Here is a 23135-nt window from a genome sequence, read left to right as displayed (position 1 = left end):
AATGAGCGGAAAACCTTCTTACAACATTTCTGTACCCGCCCTGCGTCTGAGCATATTGTTCAGCGTGGTACTGGCCGCACTCGCTTTCTATTTGTACTTTTCTTGGTCAAAAGTAGATTCAGTTGCGCAAGTTCAAAGTGCCCCACTTCTAATACAAGCCCAAAAACTGAATCAGACCATAGAGTTGGATATACAAACCTTGCAGTATTGCCTGAAGGCCAACAATTGCAGTACCAGCGATTTAAACCTATCAACTTTGAAGGCTGAGATTGATGAGTTTAGGTCGCTAGCCTCTTTAAACAAAACCGAATTCAGCTTGGTGGGGGCAACAGAATACACGCAACTTGAACTCGCCATCAATCGATTCAACGATAGCCCTAAAACACGTAGCGAAGTGTTTGATTTGTATCTATCACTGACCAACAATTATCTGCAGATGGATGATAACTACCGCACCATGTTCAATAACCATGCAAGCGATTTGATGTCTGAGAAAAACGAGTTCTTCATCTGGCTATTTATGGTGGTCATAGTACTGGCTGTGATTACGGTTCTATCTAACGCAGTTGCCATGTTGAAACTGAAAAAATCCAGCTCTAACGAACGCGAAATCGACTATGAATTCGATGCATTGTATCAAGAACTAAAACAGCTAGATCTACAAAGGCTTGAAGAGCTTCTTAATGAAGTGAGCATCAACCCCAAACAGCGTCAGATCTACTCTCACCTCAAACTGGTCTTCAGTAAATTGGAAGACCAAAAGCGCAATAACGATCTCTACAAACAGCTGTATGCACTCATCGGCTATGAAATTCGCGGAATCACCAACACCATTAATGGTGGTGTCCAATATCTCGTTCAAGAAACCGATGAAAACGGTGTGTTGATGGCGAAGGATATTACCTCAGCATGTAGCACATTATCTGAACTCGCAGAAAACTATAACCGATTGATTTCACAAGGTACGGAAAGCAAGTCGAAAGAGTTCTCTCTTCTAAGCGTGTTGTCTGAATTGATGATTCATATCAGCGCCAAAGTACAACGCAATGAAAGCCAACTCGACTGCTTTATTTCTGACAATTTGCCCAATCGCGTAGAAGGACAATCCACCAGCTTGTTCTGGATATTGTTTCTGCAACTTTCAAACGCCATACAGCTTAAATCAAACAAGAAGTTATTCGTAACGATAGAGTCTGGCGCGGCTTCTGATATGGAAAATACGCGTGTCACCATTAATCTCAACTTCCTTTCAACATTGGATGTCTCTGTAGCCAAGCTGAATAAACTTCATTGGAGCACTCACAAGGATCACACCGCTAGCACAGACGACTTAGCAAAAAGCGTATTAAAAGATTACGGGTATTACGAAAGCCACTGGTTCCAATCGGGTACGCAGGAACGTTTTCAGATTGAGCTTGATCTCAAGGCTAAAAATTTCCACACAGAAAAAACTCGCTTCGACGGCAAGCGTTTACTGCTTTGCGCCAATACTCAAGTTCGCATTGATGTAATGAAAAAAATGCTCAGCAACTTAGGGCTTGATATCACAGAGGTTCGCACGGCAAATGAGTTATTTTCGGCGGCGAAGACCTTCGGTGAGTACGATGCCATTATGTTGACCGATACCTTTGAACCTAACAAGTTAGCGTCACTGAGTAAAACGGTGAAATCTCAACTTAAGAGTCACCCAAATACTAAGCTATTGCTTTCAGTGACCAACACTCAGCAAGCGCAAGAGTGTCATAGCTTCGTTGATAAGATCATCAACTCCCCTGCGATTCCTTACGAGTTTATTCCTAACCTGCTCACCATTATGGAAGCGGATGCATCAGAAGAACAAATGGAGAACAGCTCATTCCTTATCGTAGAAGATGACCGAGTTCAGCAGATCTTACTTAAACGAATTCTTACCAAACAAGAATATGAGCCCGATACGGTTGGCGATGGCGCTGATGCTGTGGAGCACTTCATGAACAAACGTTCTGACATCATCTTCATGGATTGCATTATGCCAGGCATGGGCGGTATTGAAGCGACAAAACGCATTCGCCAATTTGAACAAGAAAACGATAAAAACCCTTGCACCATCATAGGGGCAACCGCATTGACCAGCAGTAACGAACATCAGGCTTGTATCGAAGCAGGAATGGATTACGTGATCAGCAAACCTTACAAAAGCGACCAAATAATCAAGGTGATCAACAAGTATGTGGCGGTTCAAAAACTTAACTAGCAGCATCATCGCTGCGCTTACATTAAGCACGACACCTTCGGCATCGGCGACTACCTTGCTCGAGGCGGTAGAACTCGGCCTACAAAACAGCCTGTCTCTTCGTGCCAGTGATAAAGGTGTGGAAGAGAATGAATACAATATAGGTATCAGTCGCTCTAAATTTTTGCCTTCACTCAATGGTGCAGCCGATACTACATGGAACGAGAATGAAACCTTACTATCGAGCGTACCCGATGAAACCTCTAGCTATAACTCAAACAGCTACAGCCTTTCTCTTTCTCAATCGATCTTCAATCTTGGTGACATTTTTAAATATGGAACGGCTAAGCTCGACTTCAATATCGAAGAGGTTAAGCACGAGAACAAAATTCAAAGCACTATTTCGGAAATCGGATCTCAATATTTTGAGTATTTGAAAAACAACGCACAAATAAAAGCGACTAAGGTTGAGCTTAAATCGTCTGAGACGCGTGAACATCAAATGCGACGGAACGTGGAGTTAGGAAACACAGCCGCCAGTGAGTTATACGAAGTGATAGCTCAGAAAGAAGGAGTGTCGAATCGATTGAGAACCTTGCAGAAAGACCGTCGTGTCATTCTCAACGGGCTATCGATTCAAATTCAATACCCGATTACTCCGTCTCAAGATATATACGAAAGCGTACCTTTAAAAGAGATTAATGAAACCGAACAACGCGCGATTATGGATCAGGCGTTAAAGCTCAACAACGACTTGTTAGTCGCGAAGAAAAACGTCGAAAGAAGCCGCAGAAGCTTAAAAGAGAGTGGTTCGAACTTCTTACCGACCGTTTCACTTTCAGCTAGCTACCGTCACGATGATGCCAATAACTACGACAAAACCGATATCACAGCGACAGGTGAAAGTAACTCAACCAGTGTTGGCTTGAACCTTGCCGTTCCTATCTTGTCCGGTGGCTCTGATTACTACAGCTATCAAAAATCATCGACTGCAATTGAACGTACCGAACTGCTTTACCAAGATTCGCTTTACACCACACGTAACAGCGTCAACACCTCGGTGCTCAACATTAACGATTTCTCGCAGTCCATAAGCAGTTACGAAAACATCATTCGCGCCAACTATGCCTCTTACAAAGGTATCCAAAGGGCATATCAGTTAGGCACGCGTACTATCACCGATTTACTTGCCGCAGAAAGTAAACTGTTCAGCGCTTTAAGAGACTACGAAAGCGCGCGATACGACTACATCATCGAAACCATCAAGCTTGAGCAAATTAAGGGCATACTCTCTATTCAATCAATAGAAAGCATCATGCAATTAATGAGCGATATTGAAGGACGAAACAATCAAGAATTGGTACCTAAACACCTTCTCTCGACTGAATCATTGAAGAAAGGAGGCCGTCATGCAAACTGAACAGTTTTCTCAAAAGATCAACATGGCCGATAAGTGTTATCTCACTTTCTCAACGATAATATCGACCTTGTTTGGCTTAGTGCTGCCCTTCTCCATTCTGATCATTTTTGACCGAGTTTTACCCAACCAAGCGCAAGACACTCTGTTCCTGTTATTTGCGATTATCTTGATTTCAATCTTCCTCGACTACCACCTGAAAAATCAGGAAGAGAAAATATCTTCGGTCATCATGAGGCAGTTTGAGACCAACTTAACCAACAAGGTATTTCAATCGATATGCTTGGCCGAGATATCCAAATTCCGCCGTTTAGAGCCAGGTGAATATCTAGAACGAATCTCAACCATTCCTGAACTTAAAACCTTCTTTGGTGGAGAATCGGTTCGAGCCCTTATAAACCTTGCTGTCAGCGTGATCACCATCCTCATTATTGGTCTAATCAACATATGGGCTGGCGTGACGCTTCTGATTGCCTCGCTCATTTTAGCTATTTTCGCTTGGAGCCTTTCTAAACAGAAGATTGGCAGCTTGCAAAACAAATCAGACATAGAGGGCTTAACCACCTCTAAAATAATAGAAATCATCTCTAGCCCGCTGGATATCAAAGCGCGAAACATGGAATACCGAGTTGAAAGCTTGATGACACAAATGGTCGAAGAGCGCGAAGTGGAAAACATCAAATACGAGCAGATTGAGTCGAACTTCGGTTTGATCTTGGCGCTCATCCAACAACTCTCGATTGCTTGTGTTGTGGTGGTATTGGCAACAGCCGTGATCAATATGGAATCAAGCCAAGGCATCATGGCCGCGATCATCATGCTAACCAACCGTTATTTTGCGCCTTACCAACAAGTAATGCGCACCGCAAGCCGTTGGGAGCTCAACAAACTCCACATTCAGCGTATCGCTGAACTACTTGAACTGGCGGCTTCTGTTGAACACCAACATGAGACAACAGAAGTTGAACGCATTTCTATCAAATATTCTGAGAAGCAGCGTATTGAATTCGAACTAGGACAAGCCTACCTACTCACAGGTAAGAGTGGTGCGGGTAAGACACACTTAGCCAACTGCATTACGCGACAAAACAATGACAGCAAACTAGACATAATGATTAACGACACCCCTCTCGATGACATTAACTACAACGTGTGGCGCAACAGCGTGCTAATGGTAGATAAGACAAGTTCGTTCGTAGAAGGAACCATTATTGATAATCTGACCTGTTTTCGACCGAGTTTGAATAACACGGCGTTTGCGTTGTGTGAAACCATGAACATCAAAGCACAAATAGATGCGCTTCCGGCTGGCTTTTACACTGAAATCAAAGGCCATATGCGTAACCCATTCTCACGTCAGGTCGGCTACGCCTTATTATTGGTTCGCGCGCTGCTCGCTAGTAAGCGCGTATTGATATTTGATGATATCGATTGTGTCTATGATGAGGAATTTGCACGAGTGGTGCTGACCAGTACCGCGTATCGTGCCAATGACAAGATTCTAATCATCGCCAGTAATAAAATGGACAAACTTAACCATCGCCTCAAACGCGTAAAACTTACCGGAGGTGATCAATGAGCATCCTAGTTGACTTCAACAATGTTCCGCAACGTGTGTTGGACTTTGAAGCAAGTGGTTATGATGAGCGCTACAGTCAGTCGCCGCTGATTCGTGGCTTAGCCTACAGCTTGATAGCACTAGAATGGGAAGGGACACCCGCTATACTCAGCGACGCCTTTATTCCAAAACCAAAAGACAGTGACAGTTTTACTGCAACCATTGAGCGACTTGGATATCGCTGTGATGTTACTAAGCTCAAGACACTCGAGAATATCGATAAGTACCCTCACCCATGCTTTATTGAGATAGAAAACCTCAGTGCTATCTTCTTGGGAACAAAGGATGGAAAGCTGTTGTTGTTTGATTACACAAACAACAACACCATTGAATATCCAATGTGCAAAAAGCCATGCTTGTTAATTGCGATTAGTGAGTATTCTCGCTTGTTCCGCGAACCACCACCGGAATCTCAAGACAGAAGCAATTGGATTAAATACGCTTTCTATCGTTACAATAATGAACTCAAAAGCCTGATCATACTGAGCTTTGTGATCAGTATACTGGGCGCTCTGCAACCATTCTTTATTATGAGTGTGTATAATTTTGCACTCACCTCAAGCTCTCAAGCGACACTCTATTGGTTGACCTTGTTTGCCGTTATTGTTGGCTTCTCTGAATACTTCTTTAAGAAGATGCGAGTCAACATCATCGCCACCTCTGGTAAAGATCTCGCGGTGCACATATCCCAAGCCGTAATATCGAAACTTCTTTGGCTGCCTTATGCGATGACATCAACCGCAGGCGTTTCATCTCAGCTGGCTCGTTTGAAAGATATCGATACCTTCCGTCGCTTAGTGACCGCAGAATCGACTCTCAGTTACTTTGATATGCCTTTTGTGATTGTATTTATCATCGCGATTGCCGTGATGTCTGGAACGGCAGCGCTTGTGGTCATGGGCGGTCTAATTTTGATGTTAGTGTTCTGTGTGTACTCACGCTATATCTACTCGCAAGCCACATCCAAAAGCTCACGCGCCAACGCAATGGTCTCGTATCAGTGGAATGAGATCCTTCGTGGGATCAAAACCATTCAAGGTCTGCCTTTACTGCGTGTGGTTCAATCTCGATTCAGTGCCTCACATATGCAAAGCACCAGCGATGCCGAGAACGTTGCTGTGACCAACAGTAAAATTCAAGCGGCAGGCGGCAGTTTAATTCAGGTGATTGGTACTGCAAGTATCGTGACCGCGGTAATTGGGGTAATGGAAGGTACTTCAGATGCTGGTGCTATGCTTGCGACCGTGATTCTCGTTTGGAAAGCACTAGGTCCTATAATGGGCATTTATAACTCCATCTCTAAGTTTCAATCGATTAAGGCTTCATCGGCACAGATCAACAACTTGATGTCAATGAATGACGATAAACTGACCTTAGAGAAAAGCCCGCCTATTCGCTTGTTCCAAGGCAGCATAGTGGGCAGTGGCGTTAGTCACCGTTATACAGGAGCAGCAACTGGGTTAACCAACCTTGGCTTCAAAATACCGCCCAGTGCAAAAGTCGTCATATGTGGACCAACAGGCTGTGGAAAGACAACTCTTATTTCCATCATTGCAGGGTTAGAAGATCGTTATCAGGGAGCAGTGTCGGTCGATGGCTATAACATTAAGCAATTCAACAGCTATCGCTATCGCACATCAATCAACTACATCCCTTTTAATTTACACATTTTCGAAGGTTCTTTAGAGACCAACTTCATTTTACACAATGGATTGATTCCAGCAGAGAAGATGCAGGATATGGTGAGCTTCTTCGAATTAGACGAATGGCTACCAGAAGGCTTGGCGACTCAATTGAGTGTCGACAAATGCAAAGGCCTTCCAAATGGCATTCAGCAAAAGCTGCGTTTGGCACTTGGTTTAGGTAACTGTGAACAATCTCTGATAATCATTGATGAACCGTTCAACGGGGCTGAAAATGAAAACGCGCAATATTTTAACCGTCTGTTCAGCGATAAGTTGCTGAATAAAACAGTCATTTTTTCGACCAATGATCCCGGTTTGATTGCGACTTCCAATATGAGTTTGGTTCTAGAACCTGATGGAAACTTGAAATATTTTGGCTTAACAGACAAATACTTAAACAGTTTGAGTTAAACACGTCGATGCTTACTCACAGATTACTCGTTAGATAAATGGATGTAATTGACAAAACCATAAGTGAGAGAGATGATTCGTTCTCAAATCACATGTAACAAGGAAGCTAATGTACACATTCGTTGCAGACAAGCTTGATATCGCTTACTTATCCGCAATCCCTGAAAACCATCAACTTCAGGGCTGCGATGTGCCTGAAGAAGAGATTGAACTCCGAGAGATCGTTGAAGTTTGGTATGAGTCCGCCTTTCTACCTGCTTTCAATCTTAACAAAATCGATATCGAGAACAAAGCTGAGCTAACCGTCGTACAAACACATGTATTGAGCAACGATACGAGCACGCTCGCTTTCCTACTCAAAAACAGAGTGTACCGCGCCGCGCTAAACAGAATGTTAGGGGTTTGGGCATTAGAACCCTCTGCAAAAACGGTGTTAGAGCAACTTCTGTTTGAACAAAATTTCGATAAAAAACGCCCTCATTAACACACTTTTCAAGTTATTCATCAATAAACATAAAAATCAAACCGACTGCCAAACGCTATAAGTTGCTAGTAAGAGAGGGAATTTCAAAATAAGCTCTGGAATCACAAGAACTTATACCCCTCCCACACTTCCATTAAATTTACCATTTCAAGGTTTCCATATCCGCATTTTTATTCTACTGTTTTTATATAAAAACAGTTGGATGGATCCTTATATGGCGATTACGGTCTGGAATAACCTTTCAGTCAAACATAAACTCTTTGGCTTAGTTCTACTTCCCATTTCACTACTGCTCTTTCTAGCAGGCAGACAAGCGTATATCTTAACGACTCAGTTAACCGATTTTGAACGAACCAATCAGTTATCTGCGTATCTTCAAGATATTTCCGTCTTATATCGGAGCACTCTAGCTTCTAGCTCTGAAGAATTCGCAACACAAAGCAGCCAAGTAAAGGCAAAACTAAAAACGCTTTCTCCAGCTGTTTTTTTAGACACTTCTGATGAAATGAATCAGCTGGTTGCTGACTTCAGCGAAGCAAGCCTTTCAACGATGGAAGCGACTGATGATTACGATAAATTGGATGCACTTGAGTGGCAGAGTGATTTGTACAAACAGTTGCTCCTTGAGATAGAAAAAGTCCCTTTCGAAAACACCAAACGTGAGATTCAACAACACCTCACCGCGTTACAACAGCTTGAATGGCTGATGTTTTGGTCAAACGAAGAGTTTAAGCTGGGCACCTCTCTGATTGAGATATTCCAAAGCAGCCAAGAGTACGACCCAGAACTTGCTGAACAGATTGAAACCTTAAGTGAAAGACAGCAATTGTTCTTAGAACGCTTTGTTTCATTGAATGCCAACGAACATCAAGTGTCACTGATGGTTGAAGTATTTAGAAACGATGTGTTTGCTCAAAGCCAAGAGATCCGCAGCGCACTACTCGACCTAAACGCAATCAGCCAACTGACGCCACAAGAGATTTCTGTCGGATTAGAGGCGATGAGCGCTCGACTCAGCTTATTGCAAAGCCTAGGCAATGTTATCAAGCAAGAGTTCCAACAAGAAGTTGAGCAAGCCATCTATGAAGCTCAGATCCAACGAACACTGTTTATCTCTATCGTTGCTTTGCTCGCGACCATTGTGATGGGATTAACCCTAAGCTTGGCAAGACAAGTCACCAACAACCTGAATTTGGTGTTGGCTTTCTTAAAAAGCGAAAACGATGAAACCCGCCCTTCTTTGGACAAATTGATTCAGGGCAAAGATGAACTCAGCCTATTTGCTCAACAAGTAGAGCGACTCACGATCGAACGAGAACACGCAAAAGAGAAGTTAACCTTAGCCGTAGAAGACGCAGAAAAAGCCAAAGACCACGCAATACAAGCTAGCAAAGCGAAAAGTAGCTTCTTGGCTAACATGTCACATGAGATTCGCACTCCATTAAACGGGGTTATCGGTATCTCAGAGATCCTCTCTGATACTCCACTTACACCAACACAACGTGATTATGTAGATACAATCGAGACCTCATCTCAACTACTACTAAGCTTGATCAACGACATCTTAGACTTCTCTAAGATTGAATCTGGCATGCTATTAATCAGCCCGCATTCGGCATCGATTAGAGAATCAATTTACGACATCGCATCTATTGTCGCGCCAAAAGCTAAAGAGCAAAAAATATCAGTTAATGTAGACATCAGCCCCGACACACCTGCACGCGTGATGATCGATGACCACCGATTAAGACAGATCTTGATGAACTTTATGTCGAATGCGGTGAAGTTCACAGCCGAAGGTGGTGTAACACTATCAATTAAGACACTCGAACAGTCTAGCGACAATGTCACCATTCGATTTGCGGTGCGCGACACGGGTATTGGTATCGATAAACAGCAACAAAAGCAGATATTCGAACCCTTCGCTCAAGAAGATGATTCCACTACCAGACAATTCGGTGGTACTGGTCTTGGCCTTGCGATTAGTACTCAGCTTGTCGAGCTCATGGGTGGTCAGATCCAACTCCACTCAGTCAAAGGTGAGGGCAGCTGTTTCTACTTCGATCTGGCACTTCCCGTGGATTTGATACTTCCTAAACCAAGCACTGCATCAGCGAATATCTATATTTTGGGTAATGAGAACATGCTCTCTGAGCGCATAGAAAGAGACCTTAACCTTTATGGTTTAAAGGTCACTCAACAAACCAACAGCACAGACACCATCAATGAGCAAATCTCTGCAAAACAGCAAAATAAACCAATCACGGTCATTTTTGCTGAAGATGATTCATTCCAAGCCAGTGATTATTCAGACAGCCTAAATAAGCTCCATCAAAATGGCGCGACTATTTGTCTGATTCGTTCATTCTTAAGTGACCCTGCGGATATTGGCAACTGTATTACGGCTCAGGTATCACAACCCCTACTCGGCTTGCGCTTAATAAAAGCCATAGAACTTTGTGACACACAAGGCCTAGCTGAACTATCAGAAGCCAACCAACAAGCTCTTACGATTCAACACAAAATCCTTATCGTCGAAGACAACAAGATCAACCAGAAGATTGCAGGACTTCACGTAGGAAAAAGTGGCTTCGAGTTCGAGTTTGCGAATAACGGCCAAGAAGCCGTGGACATGTTTACTGCCAACCCTAATTACGCCGTGATACTGATGGATTGTATGATGCCCGTTATGGACGGTTTTGAAGCAACAGGTAATATTCGCCGTGTTGAAAAAGAGACTAATGCCACGCGCCGTATCCCTATCATCGCCCTAACAGCGAGTGTGATTGATGACGATATACAAAAATGTTTCGATGTAGGCATGGACGACTACGTGCCAAAACCATTCAAATTCGAGATGTTGAAAGAGAAAGTTCTCGCGGCGGTAGAAGCTATGCCATTACCAGTCACACATAACACACCTTCAGCGTCAAACGCCACAACGGTCACCCCTATTCATAGCGCAAAAGCAGTCAAGAAAACACTGCCAGAACAAGCAGAATTGAACGTGATACCAAAAAAATCTGAGAGGATCCTCTTGGTAGAAGATAATCGCGTGAACCAAAAGGTTGCTTCAGTCATGCTAACAAAGGCCGGCTATGCCTTTGAAATTGCAGACAACGGGCAAATAGCCGTTGATATGTATCAGAACGACAGTAGCTTCGACATTATTTTAATGGATTGCATGATGCCGGTGATGGATGGTTTCACCGCAACTAAGGAGATTCGCGAACATGAGAAAAACCTAGGCTTAAGCAAGACTCCCATTATCGCGTTAACTGCCAGTGTTATCGATGATGATATTCAAAAGTGCTTTGATTCAGGCATGGATGGATACGTAGCGAAGCCCGTAAGGAAAGAAAAGCTATTCCATCAAATAGAAAGTGCGACTTGTTAGGAGAAACCCATGGATTGGATGAAAACAATAAAAACACTTCCACGCAGAGTCGTAATGTCAGTCGTGGTAGGGCTATTAGGAAACTTGCTTATTCTCAGCCCCGCTCACGCTGCAGAAGATTACGCCATATTCTCTTTAGATTCTGGATTTGAAGCGTTATCAATCAACAAAGCAAGAAAGCTCTACAGAGGGAAAACCAAGCGCCTTAACGGCAAGCGTATCGAACTGTCTGATTGGCCTGAAAATAGCGCCGAAAGAGAGATATTTTATCAGCTTTTACTTGGGAAGAACGCCGCTCAAATGAATGCACACTGGGCGAGCTTATCCTTCTCAGGTAAGGCTCGTTATCCAAGAGAGCTTGAATCGGCGTCCACCGCAACCTTGGTTGACTGGCTAGACGACAAACCAAACCGTATTGGTTACTCCCCACTCTCTTCGGTTCCAAAAAATGCCAATGTTCTATACGTTATAAGTTCGGAGAAATAATATGAATAGAATAATTACGTCAGTGCTATGTGCCTCATTTGCCTCTCCGGCTTTCGCTATTATTGAACTTACCGATAATTTTTCGTTAAGCGGATTTGGTTCTACTTCGTGGGCAACATCAGATAACGACAACCCTTTAATTATTAACCGTGGTTTTACCGATGAAAATTGTTACGATTGTGATACAACGTTTGGTGTTCAGTTAGATTACTTCTACAACTCACTTAAAGCATCAGTACAAGTTGTTAAAGCACCGCAATTAGAATGGAGTGACCCACAGTTAGAATGGGCTTATCTTGGCTATGAATTTAATGACTTTGACGTCAGTATCGGTCGATTGAGGCTCCCACTGTTCCTTGCTTCTGAATACTACTATGTCGGCCAAGCTTATATGACAGCAAGACCACCGACAGAGGTGTATAATAGCATTCTGGGTATCACCGCTTTTAATGGTGTCAAAGTCAGTTGGACTCATGATGTAAGCGATGAATCTACCCTACAACTCTCTCCCTTTGTCGGAATCAAAGATAAGAACGAAGTCGACTTCGATTCAACAACCGAGCTGGAATTCGAAACGAATCGAATGTTTGGTGCTAACCTCCAATTCAGCGGTGACAATTATCGTTGGAACCTATCTTTCCTTGATGCAAATTTCGATCAAACGGCAACAATTAAAAACGTTGGTACCCGTCCTACAGAAGAAAATCAACACCTCCAACTTTGGTCGCTAGGCGCTGAATATGAATTTGGCCAAGCCGTATTTTCGAGCGAAGGTCAAATCAATGATATTTCTTCATCCCTGTACGCCAGTCTAGGTTACCACTTAAGATCATTCACACCTTACGTGGTATACGGAGCACAATTTAACGCCAATGAACACTTAGAAGGCAATAGCTACTTAATTGGTGTCGATTACGATTTGCTACCAAATGTATCTATCAATGGTGAGTTACAATTCTTTGAAACTCGGAAGTCGAACGGTGCCTTTATAAACACTCCTAAAGGTGATACAGATGCGATGCTTTACACCATCATGTTGAGTTTTGTTTTCTAACTCGAATTCAAATCGATAATCACTCGCGGTAATGAGGTAATGAGGTAATGAGGTATTTAAGCAGTTAAGCAGTTAAGCAGTTAAGCAGTTAAGTAATTAAGTAATTAAGTAATTAGGATACAAAAAGCCAGTCGAATATTTTCGACTGGCTTTTCATTAACTGCTTCTCTATTCACTCATTCAATATTATGAGTTGGAAGCCACTCTTTTCTCTTTCAACTGCTCAATAACATAATCAGGAGCCACTTTACCTAGCTCACTTAAGCAATCATCGGCCTTTTCGTTGCCGTAGCGCACGTAGATATCACATACCGCGTATAACTGCTCCGGAGAACCAGAGATCAAATACGCTTTCTCGAACGATTTAGTCGACTTGTCGATATCCAACTCTTCTTGCAACACTCCATTTAAGTACCAATAGTAGCTATTGTCTTTTGCAAGTTCTGCTGCGACTTCAATCTCTTTTGCTGCTGCTGTTTTATCTTCAAGGCGAACCAGAGTTAATGATTTGGAATAGTGCATCGCTGCATTGTCCGGCACGTTCTTCAAACCACGATCCAACACCTCGACCGCTTGTTGATCTTTATTCTGAGCTCTGAAATTATCCGCGTAACTCAGCCAAACTTGAGGGTCTTTCTGGTGAGTATTAATCAACTCAAGATAAATCGTTTCCGCTTTATCCCATTCATTGTGCCAACGGAGCACATCAGCGAACAACAATTGAAACTTTTCAGATTCTTGTGATGCCAAGAATGTGATTAACTCAGCGACAGGTTGTTCAATTTGTGCTTTCTGTTCTTTATCTAACGTATTGTAATCACGTACTAAGTTCGATGTTGCTGAGTGACGAACCATAGAATCTGTATCGCTCAGCAAAGGCGAAACTAACGACCAACGATGCTCAAGTTGATAAGGTGAAGAACCAATAATCGAAGCCTCACGAACTTCAGGGTTTTGATCTTTCAAACCTCTTGCCACCGCCACCAGCGCATTCTGGCTTGGGTATGAAGCAAGCTCTTGCAGTGCACCAGTACGATTTTCTATAGATTGGTTCTGATCTTGTGCCATGTAAGACAACTGTTGAATACGGGTTTGTGTGTCCGTCATTTCGAGCACTTGATTGATATTTTGTGCCGGTGCATCAACCGTTTGTTGAACGCTATTCGCTGCCATCGCAGACGTTGATATCAATGCGGACGTTGAAAACAATGCGGACGTTGAAACCAATAAAGCAACAGCCGTCGCTAAACTCTTCTTCATCATAGTATTACCTTAAACTGGAGAACTTAGCCTGTCCTTAGACTCGTATCTGGTTAAATTTGTCTTGGAGCTGTTGACCCAAGAAACAAGTTAAAACTTCGTCTCGAATGTAGATTGTTGCACCTGTTTTGCTCGATGCGCCATCAATACTGAGTCGCTGAATTTGCCATGAGCGACTGGATGCCCCATCGCACGAGCGATATAAGCCATCGACTGATCAACATGAGCAAAGAACTTGTGCCAACCCGCACATAAGTAGTTCAAGCCCGGCTCACCAGCGCTAGTTTTGATAAAGCGATTTTTGGGACATTCGCCATGACAAGCAAACTTGTAGTCACATTGCTGACACTGACTGGTCATTGTGCGTGATTTAGCAAAGCCAAACTTTTGCTGTGGTGCGCTGTATGCCAAGTCATCAAGCTTCTCGTGATGGATGTTGCCGATTTTGTATTCAGGGTATACATAGTGGTCACATGAAAACACGTCGCCGTTAGGCTCCATCGCGAGGCCTTTCCCGCATATTTCATTCAAGGTACAAAGAGGATTTGGACGGCCAATCCATGTTTCTAGGCTGGCTTCAAAATACTGAACGAACACTTTACCTATATCGTTCTTCGTCCACTCGTCAAACACAGAAATTAGGAAGTTACCCCATGCCAAATCAGACACGCACCACGATTCCATGATCGAATCTTTGTGGCCAGGGATCAGACGCTTGTCGCCTTGTTTTAATTGTTCGCTCACTTGGGATGTTTGCGGTGCAACCGTTCTGAAGGTTTTTTGCTCTACGATAGGAATAAACTGCATTTGTGGTGACTTCACCACATCTCGTAGGAAGCGATACACTTCTAGTGCATTTTGACTGGTGAGATTATTCACACAGGTAAGCGTTGCGAATTTCACTTGATGTTTGTGCAGTAATTCAACCGCCGCCATCACTTGTTTGAATGTGCCACGGCCTGCCCTGTTGACACGATACGCATTGTGCAGCATTTCAGGACCATCGATACTCAAGCCGATCAGGAAATTGTTCTTTGCTAAGAATCGACCCCAGTCGTCATTCAATAGTGTGCCGTTAGTTTGTAGATCGTTTGAAATCAGCACACCTTTAGGTTGGTATTTTTTCTGTAACTCAACCACTCTTTCAAAGTACGCTAAACCCAGCATAGTAGGCTCGCCACCCTGCCATGAGAAGATAATTTCAGGTGTATTTTGACCTTCGATGTATTGTCGGATGTAGGTTTCTAACGTCTCATCATCCATTCTTGGAGAACTGCCTTTCTTGTACTCCAGCAAATCTTGCTTACTTAGGTAATAACAATATTTACAATCAATGTTGCATGCTGCACCAATTGGCTTAGCCATAACATGCAAGCGTTTAGACGCTTTACCATTGTATTGTGGACCTTGAGTAATGTGCATGATTTATCTACCTATCTTAGTGTCTGTAGCCATCATAATGCCTATTTGAGTCAGCGGCATGTTATACCCTTTATAACCAATAGGAATGACCTTAAACGTTAAAATTGCCCTCTATTTCGAACATTCGAGGCACGTGATGAAATTTTTCAATTACAAACAATTAGCGGCGATCAGCAGCGTCACCATGACTATTTTCCTAAGCGGCTGTGCGAGCGTGCCTACACACCCTATCGCCCAACAAATTGATCAAGAAATGGTGTTGGTTGAAGGCGGTACATTCACTATGGGTTCGAACGATCCTGAAGCGACCAAAGCAGAACGACCTGCGCGAGATATAACTGTAGATAGTTTCTACATTGCGAAGTTTGAGGTGACTCAAGAATTGTTCGAATCGGTGATGGGTTCATCTCTCAGTTATTTCCAAAACCCACAAGTTCCGGTCAACAACTTAAGTTGGCAACAGGCGAACTATTTCGTTGAACAGTTGAATGAACTAACAGGCGAAGAATACCGACTGCCTACTGAAGCTGAATGGGAATTTGCAGCGAAAGGTGGTAACAAAAGTAAAGGTTATACTTACAGTGGATCCAATAACTTAGATGATGTTGCGTGGTACTCAGCAAATTCTAAAAATAGCGCGCATCCAGTCGGGCTAAAGAAGCCAAATGAACTAGGCTTATATGACATGACCGGAAACGTTGGGGAGTTTGTTATTGATGCCTTCGATGACACCTTCTACAGATTCGGTCCAACAGACAACCCTAACAATGCAAAACACAGTGACGTCGGTTTATCACATAAATCGGTTCGCGGTGGCAGTTTTGCTTATGATGAAAATGAATCTGAAAGTTACCGTCGTGACTTCGCGAGTCAATCGATCACTATGTCAGACATGGGGCTGCGCCTAGTAAAGAATACAAACTAGTCGAGGACGCTGGTTCATTCTCACAACAAGTTAGTTTGTTGTGAGAATAAGCCCACTAAAGATGCCGAAGGTTACGGTTCTGTGATCTTCAATTCATCACTCCAAAAACATGATTTGCACCATCCAAACGCTACATCGCTACGGCAATACTGAATAAGGAAACTCTATGCAATACACCAAGCTTTCCGGACTTACACTCGCGTTACTCTGTTCATTCCCTGCATCGGCTTCGGAAAAACCAAATCTAGTCCTTCAAATTACGGTTGATGGCCTGCGCGCAGACCTTATCGAACGATATAAGCATAACTTCGGTGAAGGTGGTTTTCGCTATTTAATGGAAGACGGCACTTACTACACCAATGCAAACTACCAACACGGCAACACAGAAACCATTGTGGGTCATGTTTCGCTTGCAACAGGTGCTCCACCAAGCGTACACGGTATGGTAGGTAACGTTTGGTATGATCGTAGCGAAGAGCGTTTGGTGTATAACGTAGAAGACGGTAAGTACAAAATGCTCACCTCTGGTGCGGGTGTCGACAAAGCAACCGAGATCGACCCAACGCAGAAGACAGCACAAGGCGATGGCCGTTCTCCTGAGCCAATACTCTCTACCACGTTTGGTGACGAGCTAACGATTTCCAATAGTGGTAAATCAAAAGTGTTCGGTGTGTCTGTGAAAGACCGCGGCGCAATCTCACTCGCAGGACACAGTGGTAAAGCATTCTGGTTCTCCAAAGCACAATCGGAGTTTGTCACCAGCAACTATTACTACGACGAGTATCCAAACTGGGTATCACGCTGGAACGAGAAAGCGATTGCTGCAAACTACTCGAAACAGAAGTGGGAGCTTTCATTACCACGTGATAAATACACGTTGCAAGAGCACGATACCGAACATAAAGTGAAACTCGGTGATTTCCAACGCACCTTCCCTCACCCATACGGCCCTGCAAGTTACAAGTACTACAGCACCACGCTAACCGTTAGCCCGGCTGGTGATGAAATCACAGAAAACTTTGCAAGCACACTGTTGATGCAAGAGAAGCTAGGCCAAGGCGACGTGACTGATTATCTGTCAGTAAGCTTCTCATCGAACGACTATGTGGTGCACTTATACGGCCCTGAAAGCCTAGAGACAGAAGACAACCTAATTCGACTCGATAAGACGCTCGCCAAGCTTCTTAAAACCGTTGATAACCAAGTCGGGCTCAAAAATACATTAATTGTGTTGTCTGCCGATCATGGTGTACCTGAATCTTCACCTGCGGCAAATACGCTTGGCTTCAATCAAGCTCAATACTTCAATAAAGACACACTACTATCGAGTGGCGTAGAGAAAAGATTGAAGGATCAATTTGGTTTATCCAAAGACGCAATTCGCTTGTATGCACAGCCTTATATCTATCTGAATCACGACTTAATCGCAGAGAAGAAACTTGACCTGGCTAAAGTGCAGGAAGCGATCGCCGATGAAATAGCGAAAGTGAAAGGTGTAGCGTTTGCCGTATCGAGCAGCGATATTGCAGCGAACCGAGTGCCGGATACTCATGTGATGCAACTAATCAAAAACAACTATCACCCTGCTCGTTCTGGTGACGTGTATGTGGTATTTGCACCACGTAGTTACATTAACGACATGGAAGGCCTTCAAATCGCCTCTACACATGGCTCTCCGTGGAAGTACGACACACATGTGCCGGTTATCTTCGCAGGCTATAACGTTGAAGCTCAAAAGGTCTCGCGAGCAATCACACCATACGACATTGCGCCAACACTTTCGAATAAACTGGGCATCACCCAACCAAGTGGATCAATTGGAGAGGTGTTAGAAGAGATTACTGACTAATCACAGCTACTCAGGTTGTGAACCAAACGTGCTCATAGAGTCTCAACCATAAAAAGAGCCGCTTATTCTGATTAAACTGAATAAGCGGCTCTTTTGTGTAATGCTAGATAGATTAAAGCATGCTTAATTCTTACCCGAGTAGCGAAACGCTTCTCTGGTTAGCTGATCCAATTGGTCATCATTCATCTTGTTGTGCACAACTGTGATACGGCCTAAATAGACCAGAGGGACTTCTGCTTCACGCTCTTCCAAGTGAAACTTGATTGCCTCGGCAGTTGCCACGCCAAGATCATCACTCATTCGCATTGGAGTTGCATCTAATTCATCAGTACGAATCTTTTCAATCTCTTTCGCAGTACCACCCCACCCCGTCACATAGACTTCAGACAACATGTCGGCATTGTTCAATGCATCGACCGCCCCCATGGTCATTGCAGTATTAGCATTGTGAACCATGGTCACCTCAGGAAAGTTACCGAGCACTAAACGAATCCCATCGGCACCGCCTATCTTCTGGTATTGTCCAAAGTGCTCATACACCGTCAACCAATCACCTTTCTCTTCTACGCAGTCAATGAAACCTTGCGAGCGTTGAGTATCTGTTATTCCCGGAATCCCACGGTTCGCTGAAAACTCCACTTCGTTGCCGAGCTCTTTCAACACATGGGCACACAAAACATCCGCGCCCATCGAACTGGAAAAATCGAACCAACTGTCTGGTTGATGTACCCATTGTTCGTTTGGCGTGTGAAACGCCCAGATAAAAGTTTTGAAGTCTTTAGACGCTGACAGTTTCTGAATATTACCTGCTTGAATGTCCAATTCAGACGGTCCAAAAATGACGAAATCATAAGGCGTCTCAGAATTCAGGACATGTTCTGTATGTTGTGTCTGTAACGAGTGTTCGATCTGTCTTGAAGTAAACTCCTCTATCTCAAACGGCAGCTCTAGATCAATGAGACGCTCTTTCAATGCGATGTAATTACGTATCCAAAAGTCAGAAATATCTGCACTTGGGTAAATTAATGCGATCTTAACTGGTTTTTCAATTGTCATCGAGGTCAAAGATACGGGTTCTCCGCTGACAGTCTCTTGAAATTTATCCAATTTTTTTACATCTAAGGCTGTCTTTAAGTCATCTGCATTCACATGCAAAGGGGAATAAAAACAAGCTGTAACAAGGGCTGGCAAGACGTTTTTATAGATTCGATGCAACATAACTGTTACCAAATGTTTGAATGTTTATTAACATTATTATAAATATAGAATGATAATGAATTAAAGCCTTTTATAGAGACTATGAATAAGAAGTTAAGTTTTGCGAGTTTATTGCTTGCTACCGCCTGCTCCTCCCCGAGTTTTGCAGGTAATCAGGAAGATGATTTCTTCAAATATGCTGAAGAAAAAGTGATGCTTGCGGTTTCCAACCAACGAACGTGGGATGGCCCCACACAAGGCCCTACTGTTCGTCATGAAAAGAACGTTATTTTTGTCGCGTCTGATTTACGCAATGGTGGCGTTTACGGCGTTGGGAAAGGCCTGTCTGAAGCCATTTCCAACATCAATTGGCACCTTAGATTCATTGATGGGTTAGGTTCAGAAGTGCGCCAAGGCGCTGCTATCAGGAAAGCGATTGGCTTTGAACCCGATGCCATTGTTCTGGGCGGCATTGATGCTGTCCGACACAAAACCATTTTGAAACAAGCGGAGGATCTCGGAATTGTCGTCATTGGATGGCATGCCACTGAGCTGGTCGGCGGTAATCCAGAGATTGGTTTATACACCAATATAACCACCGACCCTCTCGACGTTGCCGAAGTGGCTGCGCTACTTGCCATTGTAAACTCAAACGGACGAGTAAAAACCGTTGTATTTACCGATCCTAACTATGAAATCGCGATGATCAAAGCCAACGCAATGGTCAATACCATCAAGCGCTGCGGTACTTGTGATGTACTTGAGCTGAACTATTTACCGCTCGACAAAATTGCCGAGCAGATGCCTGCCACATTGAAGAACCTTGATGAGAAATACAGCGAGAAAGTCACTCATATTCTGGCAATCAACGACTTGTACATTGATTATGCTATCCCTTCTTTAGAGTCACACCTCGAGGAATACAAACTAATACCACAAAACATTTCAGCGGGTGACGGCAGCAAAGCCGCGTATAAAAGAATCAATCGCGGTCAGTTTCAACTGGCTACAGTACCTGAACCCTTATATCTACAAGGCTGGCAAATTGTCGACGAGCTCAACCGAGCATTTAATCAGATGCCGCCAAGTGGCTACTCTGCCCCTGTACATCTTGTCACGCCTGACAATGTTGAAGAACTCATCAGCGAGTCAGACAAAGGCATCTACGACCCTAAAAATGGCTACCGTGAAGCGTATCTGAAAATTTGGAAGCCACAATGAAATTACCTCAGATAAACATCACCCAACGACTCATTATTTCGAACCTGCTTTCGCTTTTGATTGTTAGCTTTGCTGTCATCATGGTGATCCGATCTCTGTACTACGTCGAGTCGACACTTAAAAACGAAACTTCTGCACATGTATCGGACTTGATCGTTAATTCTGAAATCAGCCGACGCGTATTTACGCTCACCTCCCGAGTTAAGCTGCTTGAACAGACTTTTTTATTCAGTGAAACCACATTGTCGGAAGAAGCATTTAATGTGGACTTCCAGCTTCAACGACTCAGAGACTTATCAACTAACGAAGGCTTCTCACAAAAGATCGACGCCTTCATTAGCAACTTCCACCGGTTTTTAGGTAGCTCACTTGCATTAAATCGGATTCTAAAACAGACAAAAAAAATTGACGCCACGCTGGCAAATCAACTTGATCAGCTCGAATTTGCTATTGCTGATAGTAAACTCAAGCACTTAGAAAAACCTGGTTTCATTAATTACAACAATGAATTAGATCTAATAAGCATGTTAAGAGAATCTTTTCTTACTTCAGGAAAAATGGTTGGCGACATTCATAGCCGTATTACTCCAGAGACTGAAAAGGTGCAATTAATCGAAATAGAAAAAGAGCTGGATATATTCTTACTTCACCTAGAAAACGTCGATATCGAAACCTCTGCGGTCATTGCTGAGAAAAAAAGAATCAGCCGCACGGTTAAACGATATAACGCCGCCTTAAAACGAATTCGAGCTAATTTGGAACAACGGTGGTTGGTGATGGCTTCGCTGTTAGTTGCTCAAAGTGACCTATTGGAGATGGTAGAAAAAACCGAGTCGCGCGTACAAAGCCAAGCTTTAGAATTAACCGACCAGCTTGAAAAAGAGATCGGTTTATCAAGAATGAACGCCATTATTATCAGCTTTTCGGCTGTTGTATTGTCGATGTTGCTGGTTCACCACGTTGTTCGACACCACATTCGAAAACCACTCAATGCACTGAGACATGGCTTCGATCGACTAGAATCTGGAAGCCTCAAAAATCCAATTAACTTGGGCAGAAGTGATGAATGGTCTCACTTAGAAAAAGCCTATAACGATATGGCTTCAAGGTTATCTGAAGCGTATCTAGACCTAACGGAAGAGAAGAAGAACTTCGACTTCCTCGCGCACCACGATCCGCTGACCAGTTTGGCGAATCGACTATTGGCAACAAAACAGTTAGATGAAGAGATCAGAAAATCCTATGAGAACAACACCTCTTTCTTGTTGTTCTATCTCGATATTGACGAGTTTAAGACCATTAATGATTCCTTAGGCCATGCTCCAGGGGACAACTTATTAGTGAATGCCGGTAACATCCTCAACAACTTAGTAGGCGATAAAGGCTTTGTTGCGCGAATGGGTGGGGATGAATTCTTGGTTGTGTATTCGAATATTGGATTAGACGAAGGTGAACCCTTTGCAGAGCGCTTGAACCAAGCACTACGAAAACCTTATTACATCGAAGAGAACTCTATCTTTGTATCTGCGAGTATTGGGGTGTGTGAGTACCCTACTCATGGTTTAAATCGTGAAACCCTAATTAGAAATGCGGACACCGCAATGTATCACGCAAAACGTAACGGCCGAGATCAATATAGGGTCTACGCGGACGAAATGACTCACGAGGTAAATGACTTGATCGAAACCAACATGGGGCTTCATCAAGCCATTGCAAATGACGAGCTTGAAGTCTTTTTCCAACCCAAAGTCGACTTGGATTCACAAGGCATCATTGGTGCCGAAGCTCTCATTCGTTGGCGTCATCCTAAATTAGGCTTGTTACCGCCCGTTGATTTTCTTGAGGTTGCCGAGAAAAGTGACCTCATTATCGATATCGATAAATGGGTGTTCAAGAAAGTAGCGAATCTAATTACCGAATGGCAACGTGAGGGCATGGACCTAGAGGGTGTGATTTTTTCCATCAACTTTTCAGCGAGAATGTTCTATATGACAGACCTCGCAGACCAGTTACAAGTGATACTCGACGAAACGGATTGTCAGCCTCATCAACTGCTACTGGAGATAACTGAAAGGGATATGATGCGAGACTTCGAGACTTGTTCAAGGACTATAGAGGTACTTCATTCTAAGGGTTACAAGATCGCTATCGATGATTTTGGAACGGGTTATTCTTCCCTGTCGGTGTTGAAGAATCTGTCCGCCGATTGCGTAAAATTAGATCGAAGCTTTATTGAAGATATCAACTCGTCAAAAGTAGATTACGAGATCACGTGCGCGGTACTCAAGCTCGCGCAAATACTCGATTTCTCAGTGATTGCAGAAGGCCTTGAAACCCAGAATCATGTAACGACTCTGCGCCAGATCGGTTGTAAATACGCTCAAGGCTATTTCTTTGCGCGACCTCTGCCTATTGATGATTGGGTGTCTTACTTCTTGCTTAACTCAGAACGAAGTCCAAAAGAGGCTTAATGCCTATTACTTAAAATTGAGTAACT

15 protein-coding genes are annotated in these 23135 nt (G+C 43.4%); 12 read left to right on the top strand and 3 right to left on the bottom strand.

Annotation, left to right across the window (positions count from 1 at the left end):
* Position 1 precedes the first annotated feature (1 nt).
* The 8 genes from BCU75_RS05305 (at position 2) to BCU75_RS05270 (ending at position 12764) form a co-directional block, all read left to right on the top strand.
* Positions 2–2233 (top strand): ATP-binding response regulator, encoded by a 2232-nt coding sequence (locus tag BCU75_RS05305; RefSeq protein WP_102473146.1) that lies wholly within the window; start codon positions 2–4, stop codon positions 2231–2233.
* Positions 2208–3632 carry a TolC family protein gene (locus BCU75_RS05300; RefSeq protein ID WP_102473145.1) on the top strand — a complete coding sequence of 475 codons (1425 nt, stop codon included), beginning with the start codon at positions 2208–2210 and terminating at the stop codon, positions 3630–3632. Before BCU75_RS05305 ends, BCU75_RS05300 begins: the two co-directional genes overlap by 26 nt.
* Positions 3622–5208, top strand: coding sequence for an ABC transporter transmembrane domain-containing protein (locus tag BCU75_RS05295; protein ID WP_102473144.1), 1587 nt, complete (start codon positions 3622–3624; stop codon positions 5206–5208). The genes BCU75_RS05300 and BCU75_RS05295 overlap by 11 nt, the downstream gene beginning before the upstream one ends.
* Positions 5205–7343, top strand: coding sequence for an ATP-binding cassette domain-containing protein (locus BCU75_RS05290; protein WP_102473143.1), 2139 nt, complete (start codon positions 5205–5207; stop codon positions 7341–7343). Before BCU75_RS05295 ends, BCU75_RS05290 begins: the two co-directional genes overlap by 4 nt.
* Before the next feature lie 109 nt (positions 7344–7452).
* On the top strand, positions 7453–7827 hold the full coding sequence (locus BCU75_RS05285; RefSeq protein ID WP_102473142.1) for a hypothetical protein: 375 nt from the start codon (positions 7453–7455) through the stop codon (positions 7825–7827).
* 214 nt (positions 7828–8041) lie between these two features.
* The gene (locus BCU75_RS05280) at positions 8042–11224 is read left to right on the top strand and encodes a response regulator (protein WP_102473141.1); all 3183 of its coding nucleotides are present in this window, start codon (positions 8042–8044) and stop codon (positions 11222–11224) included.
* A gap of 9 nt (positions 11225–11233) precedes the next feature.
* Complete coding sequence (locus BCU75_RS05275; RefSeq protein WP_102473140.1) at positions 11234–11710, top strand: hypothetical protein; 477 nt, start codon at positions 11234–11236, stop codon at positions 11708–11710.
* Position 11711: 1 nt separating this feature from the next.
* Positions 11712–12764, top strand: coding sequence for a sulfate ABC transporter permease (locus tag BCU75_RS05270; RefSeq protein WP_102473139.1), 1053 nt, complete (start codon positions 11712–11714; stop codon positions 12762–12764).
* Positions 12765–12950: 186 nt separating this feature from the next.
* On the opposite strand, the gene BCU75_RS05265 is transcribed toward BCU75_RS05270, so the two are convergent.
* Both BCU75_RS05265 and BCU75_RS05260 read right to left on the bottom strand, forming a co-directional pair.
* Positions 12951–14027 (bottom strand): hypothetical protein, encoded by a 1077-nt coding sequence (locus BCU75_RS05265; RefSeq protein ID WP_102473138.1) that lies wholly within the window; start codon positions 14025–14027, stop codon positions 12951–12953.
* Positions 14028–14114: 87 nt separating this feature from the next.
* Positions 14115–15446 (bottom strand): anaerobic sulfatase maturase, encoded by a 1332-nt coding sequence (locus BCU75_RS05260; RefSeq protein ID WP_102473137.1) that lies wholly within the window; start codon positions 15444–15446, stop codon positions 14115–14117.
* A 136-nt stretch (positions 15447–15582) separates the two neighbouring features.
* Between BCU75_RS05260 and BCU75_RS05255 the strand changes: the two genes are divergently transcribed.
* Positions 15583–16371 carry a formylglycine-generating enzyme family protein gene (locus tag BCU75_RS05255; protein ID WP_102466420.1) on the top strand — a complete coding sequence of 263 codons (789 nt, stop codon included), beginning with the start codon at positions 15583–15585 and terminating at the stop codon, positions 16369–16371.
* Between the two features lie 166 nt (positions 16372–16537).
* Positions 16538–18220, top strand: a complete 1683-nt coding sequence (locus BCU75_RS05250; RefSeq protein ID WP_102473136.1) for an alkaline phosphatase family protein — start codon at positions 16538–16540, stop codon at positions 18218–18220.
* Between the two features lie 123 nt (positions 18221–18343).
* Here the strand turns inward: BCU75_RS05250 and BCU75_RS05245 are convergent, their stop codons facing one another.
* Entirely contained in the window at positions 18344–19438 is a 1095-nt protein-coding gene (locus BCU75_RS05245) for a substrate-binding domain-containing protein (protein ID WP_102473135.1), read from the bottom strand.
* A gap of 81 nt (positions 19439–19519) precedes the next feature.
* Here BCU75_RS05245 and BCU75_RS05240 point away from each other — a divergent pair, with 81 nt between their 5' ends.
* Both BCU75_RS05240 and BCU75_RS05235 read left to right on the top strand, forming a co-directional pair.
* Positions 19520–20638, top strand: a complete 1119-nt coding sequence (locus BCU75_RS05240) for a substrate-binding domain-containing protein (protein WP_102473134.1) — start codon at positions 19520–19522, stop codon at positions 20636–20638.
* Positions 20635–23109 carry an EAL domain-containing protein gene (locus tag BCU75_RS05235; protein ID WP_102473133.1) on the top strand — a complete coding sequence of 825 codons (2475 nt, stop codon included), beginning with the start codon at positions 20635–20637 and terminating at the stop codon, positions 23107–23109. The genes BCU75_RS05240 and BCU75_RS05235 overlap by 4 nt, the downstream gene beginning before the upstream one ends.
* Positions 23110–23135 lie beyond the last annotated feature (26 nt).

The organism is Vibrio splendidus, assembly GCF_002873455.1.
GTDB lineage: Bacteria > Pseudomonadota > Gammaproteobacteria > Enterobacterales > Vibrionaceae > Vibrio > Vibrio splendidus_J.
Note: the sequence above shows the minus strand (reverse complement) of the source record. Positions and strands in the feature narration are given on the sequence as shown.

What these genes read in the sequence shown, in the direction of transcription:
- BCU75_RS05305 (WP_102473146.1), top strand. Translation starts at nt 2, where the DNA reads ATGAGCGGAAAACCTTCTTACAACATTTCTGTACCCGCCCTGCGTCTG.
- BCU75_RS05300 (WP_102473145.1), top strand. Translation starts at nt 2,208, where the DNA reads ATGTGGCGGTTCAAAAACTTAACTAGCAGCATCATCGCTGCGCTTACA.
- BCU75_RS05295 (WP_102473144.1), top strand. Translation starts at nt 3,622, where the DNA reads ATGCAAACTGAACAGTTTTCTCAAAAGATCAACATGGCCGATAAGTGT.
- BCU75_RS05290 (WP_102473143.1), top strand. Translation starts at nt 5,205, where the DNA reads ATGAGCATCCTAGTTGACTTCAACAATGTTCCGCAACGTGTGTTGGAC.
- BCU75_RS05285 (WP_102473142.1), top strand. Translation starts at nt 7,453, where the DNA reads ATGTACACATTCGTTGCAGACAAGCTTGATATCGCTTACTTATCCGCA.
- BCU75_RS05280 (WP_102473141.1), top strand. Translation starts at nt 8,042, where the DNA reads ATGGCGATTACGGTCTGGAATAACCTTTCAGTCAAACATAAACTCTTT.
- BCU75_RS05275 (WP_102473140.1), top strand. Translation starts at nt 11,234, where the DNA reads ATGGATTGGATGAAAACAATAAAAACACTTCCACGCAGAGTCGTAATG.
- BCU75_RS05270 (WP_102473139.1), top strand. Translation starts at nt 11,712, where the DNA reads ATGAATAGAATAATTACGTCAGTGCTATGTGCCTCATTTGCCTCTCCG.
- BCU75_RS05265 (WP_102473138.1), bottom strand. Translation starts at nt 14,027, where the DNA reads ATGATGAAGAAGAGTTTAGCGACGGCTGTTGCTTTATTGGTTTCAACG.
- BCU75_RS05260 (WP_102473137.1), bottom strand. Translation starts at nt 15,446, where the DNA reads ATGCACATTACTCAAGGTCCACAATACAATGGTAAAGCGTCTAAACGC.
- BCU75_RS05255 (WP_102466420.1), top strand. Translation starts at nt 15,583, where the DNA reads ATGAAATTTTTCAATTACAAACAATTAGCGGCGATCAGCAGCGTCACC.
- BCU75_RS05250 (WP_102473136.1), top strand. Translation starts at nt 16,538, where the DNA reads ATGCAATACACCAAGCTTTCCGGACTTACACTCGCGTTACTCTGTTCA.
- BCU75_RS05245 (WP_102473135.1), bottom strand. Translation starts at nt 19,438, where the DNA reads ATGTTGCATCGAATCTATAAAAACGTCTTGCCAGCCCTTGTTACAGCT.
- BCU75_RS05240 (WP_102473134.1), top strand. Translation starts at nt 19,520, where the DNA reads ATGAATAAGAAGTTAAGTTTTGCGAGTTTATTGCTTGCTACCGCCTGC.
- BCU75_RS05235 (WP_102473133.1), top strand. Translation starts at nt 20,635, where the DNA reads ATGAAATTACCTCAGATAAACATCACCCAACGACTCATTATTTCGAAC.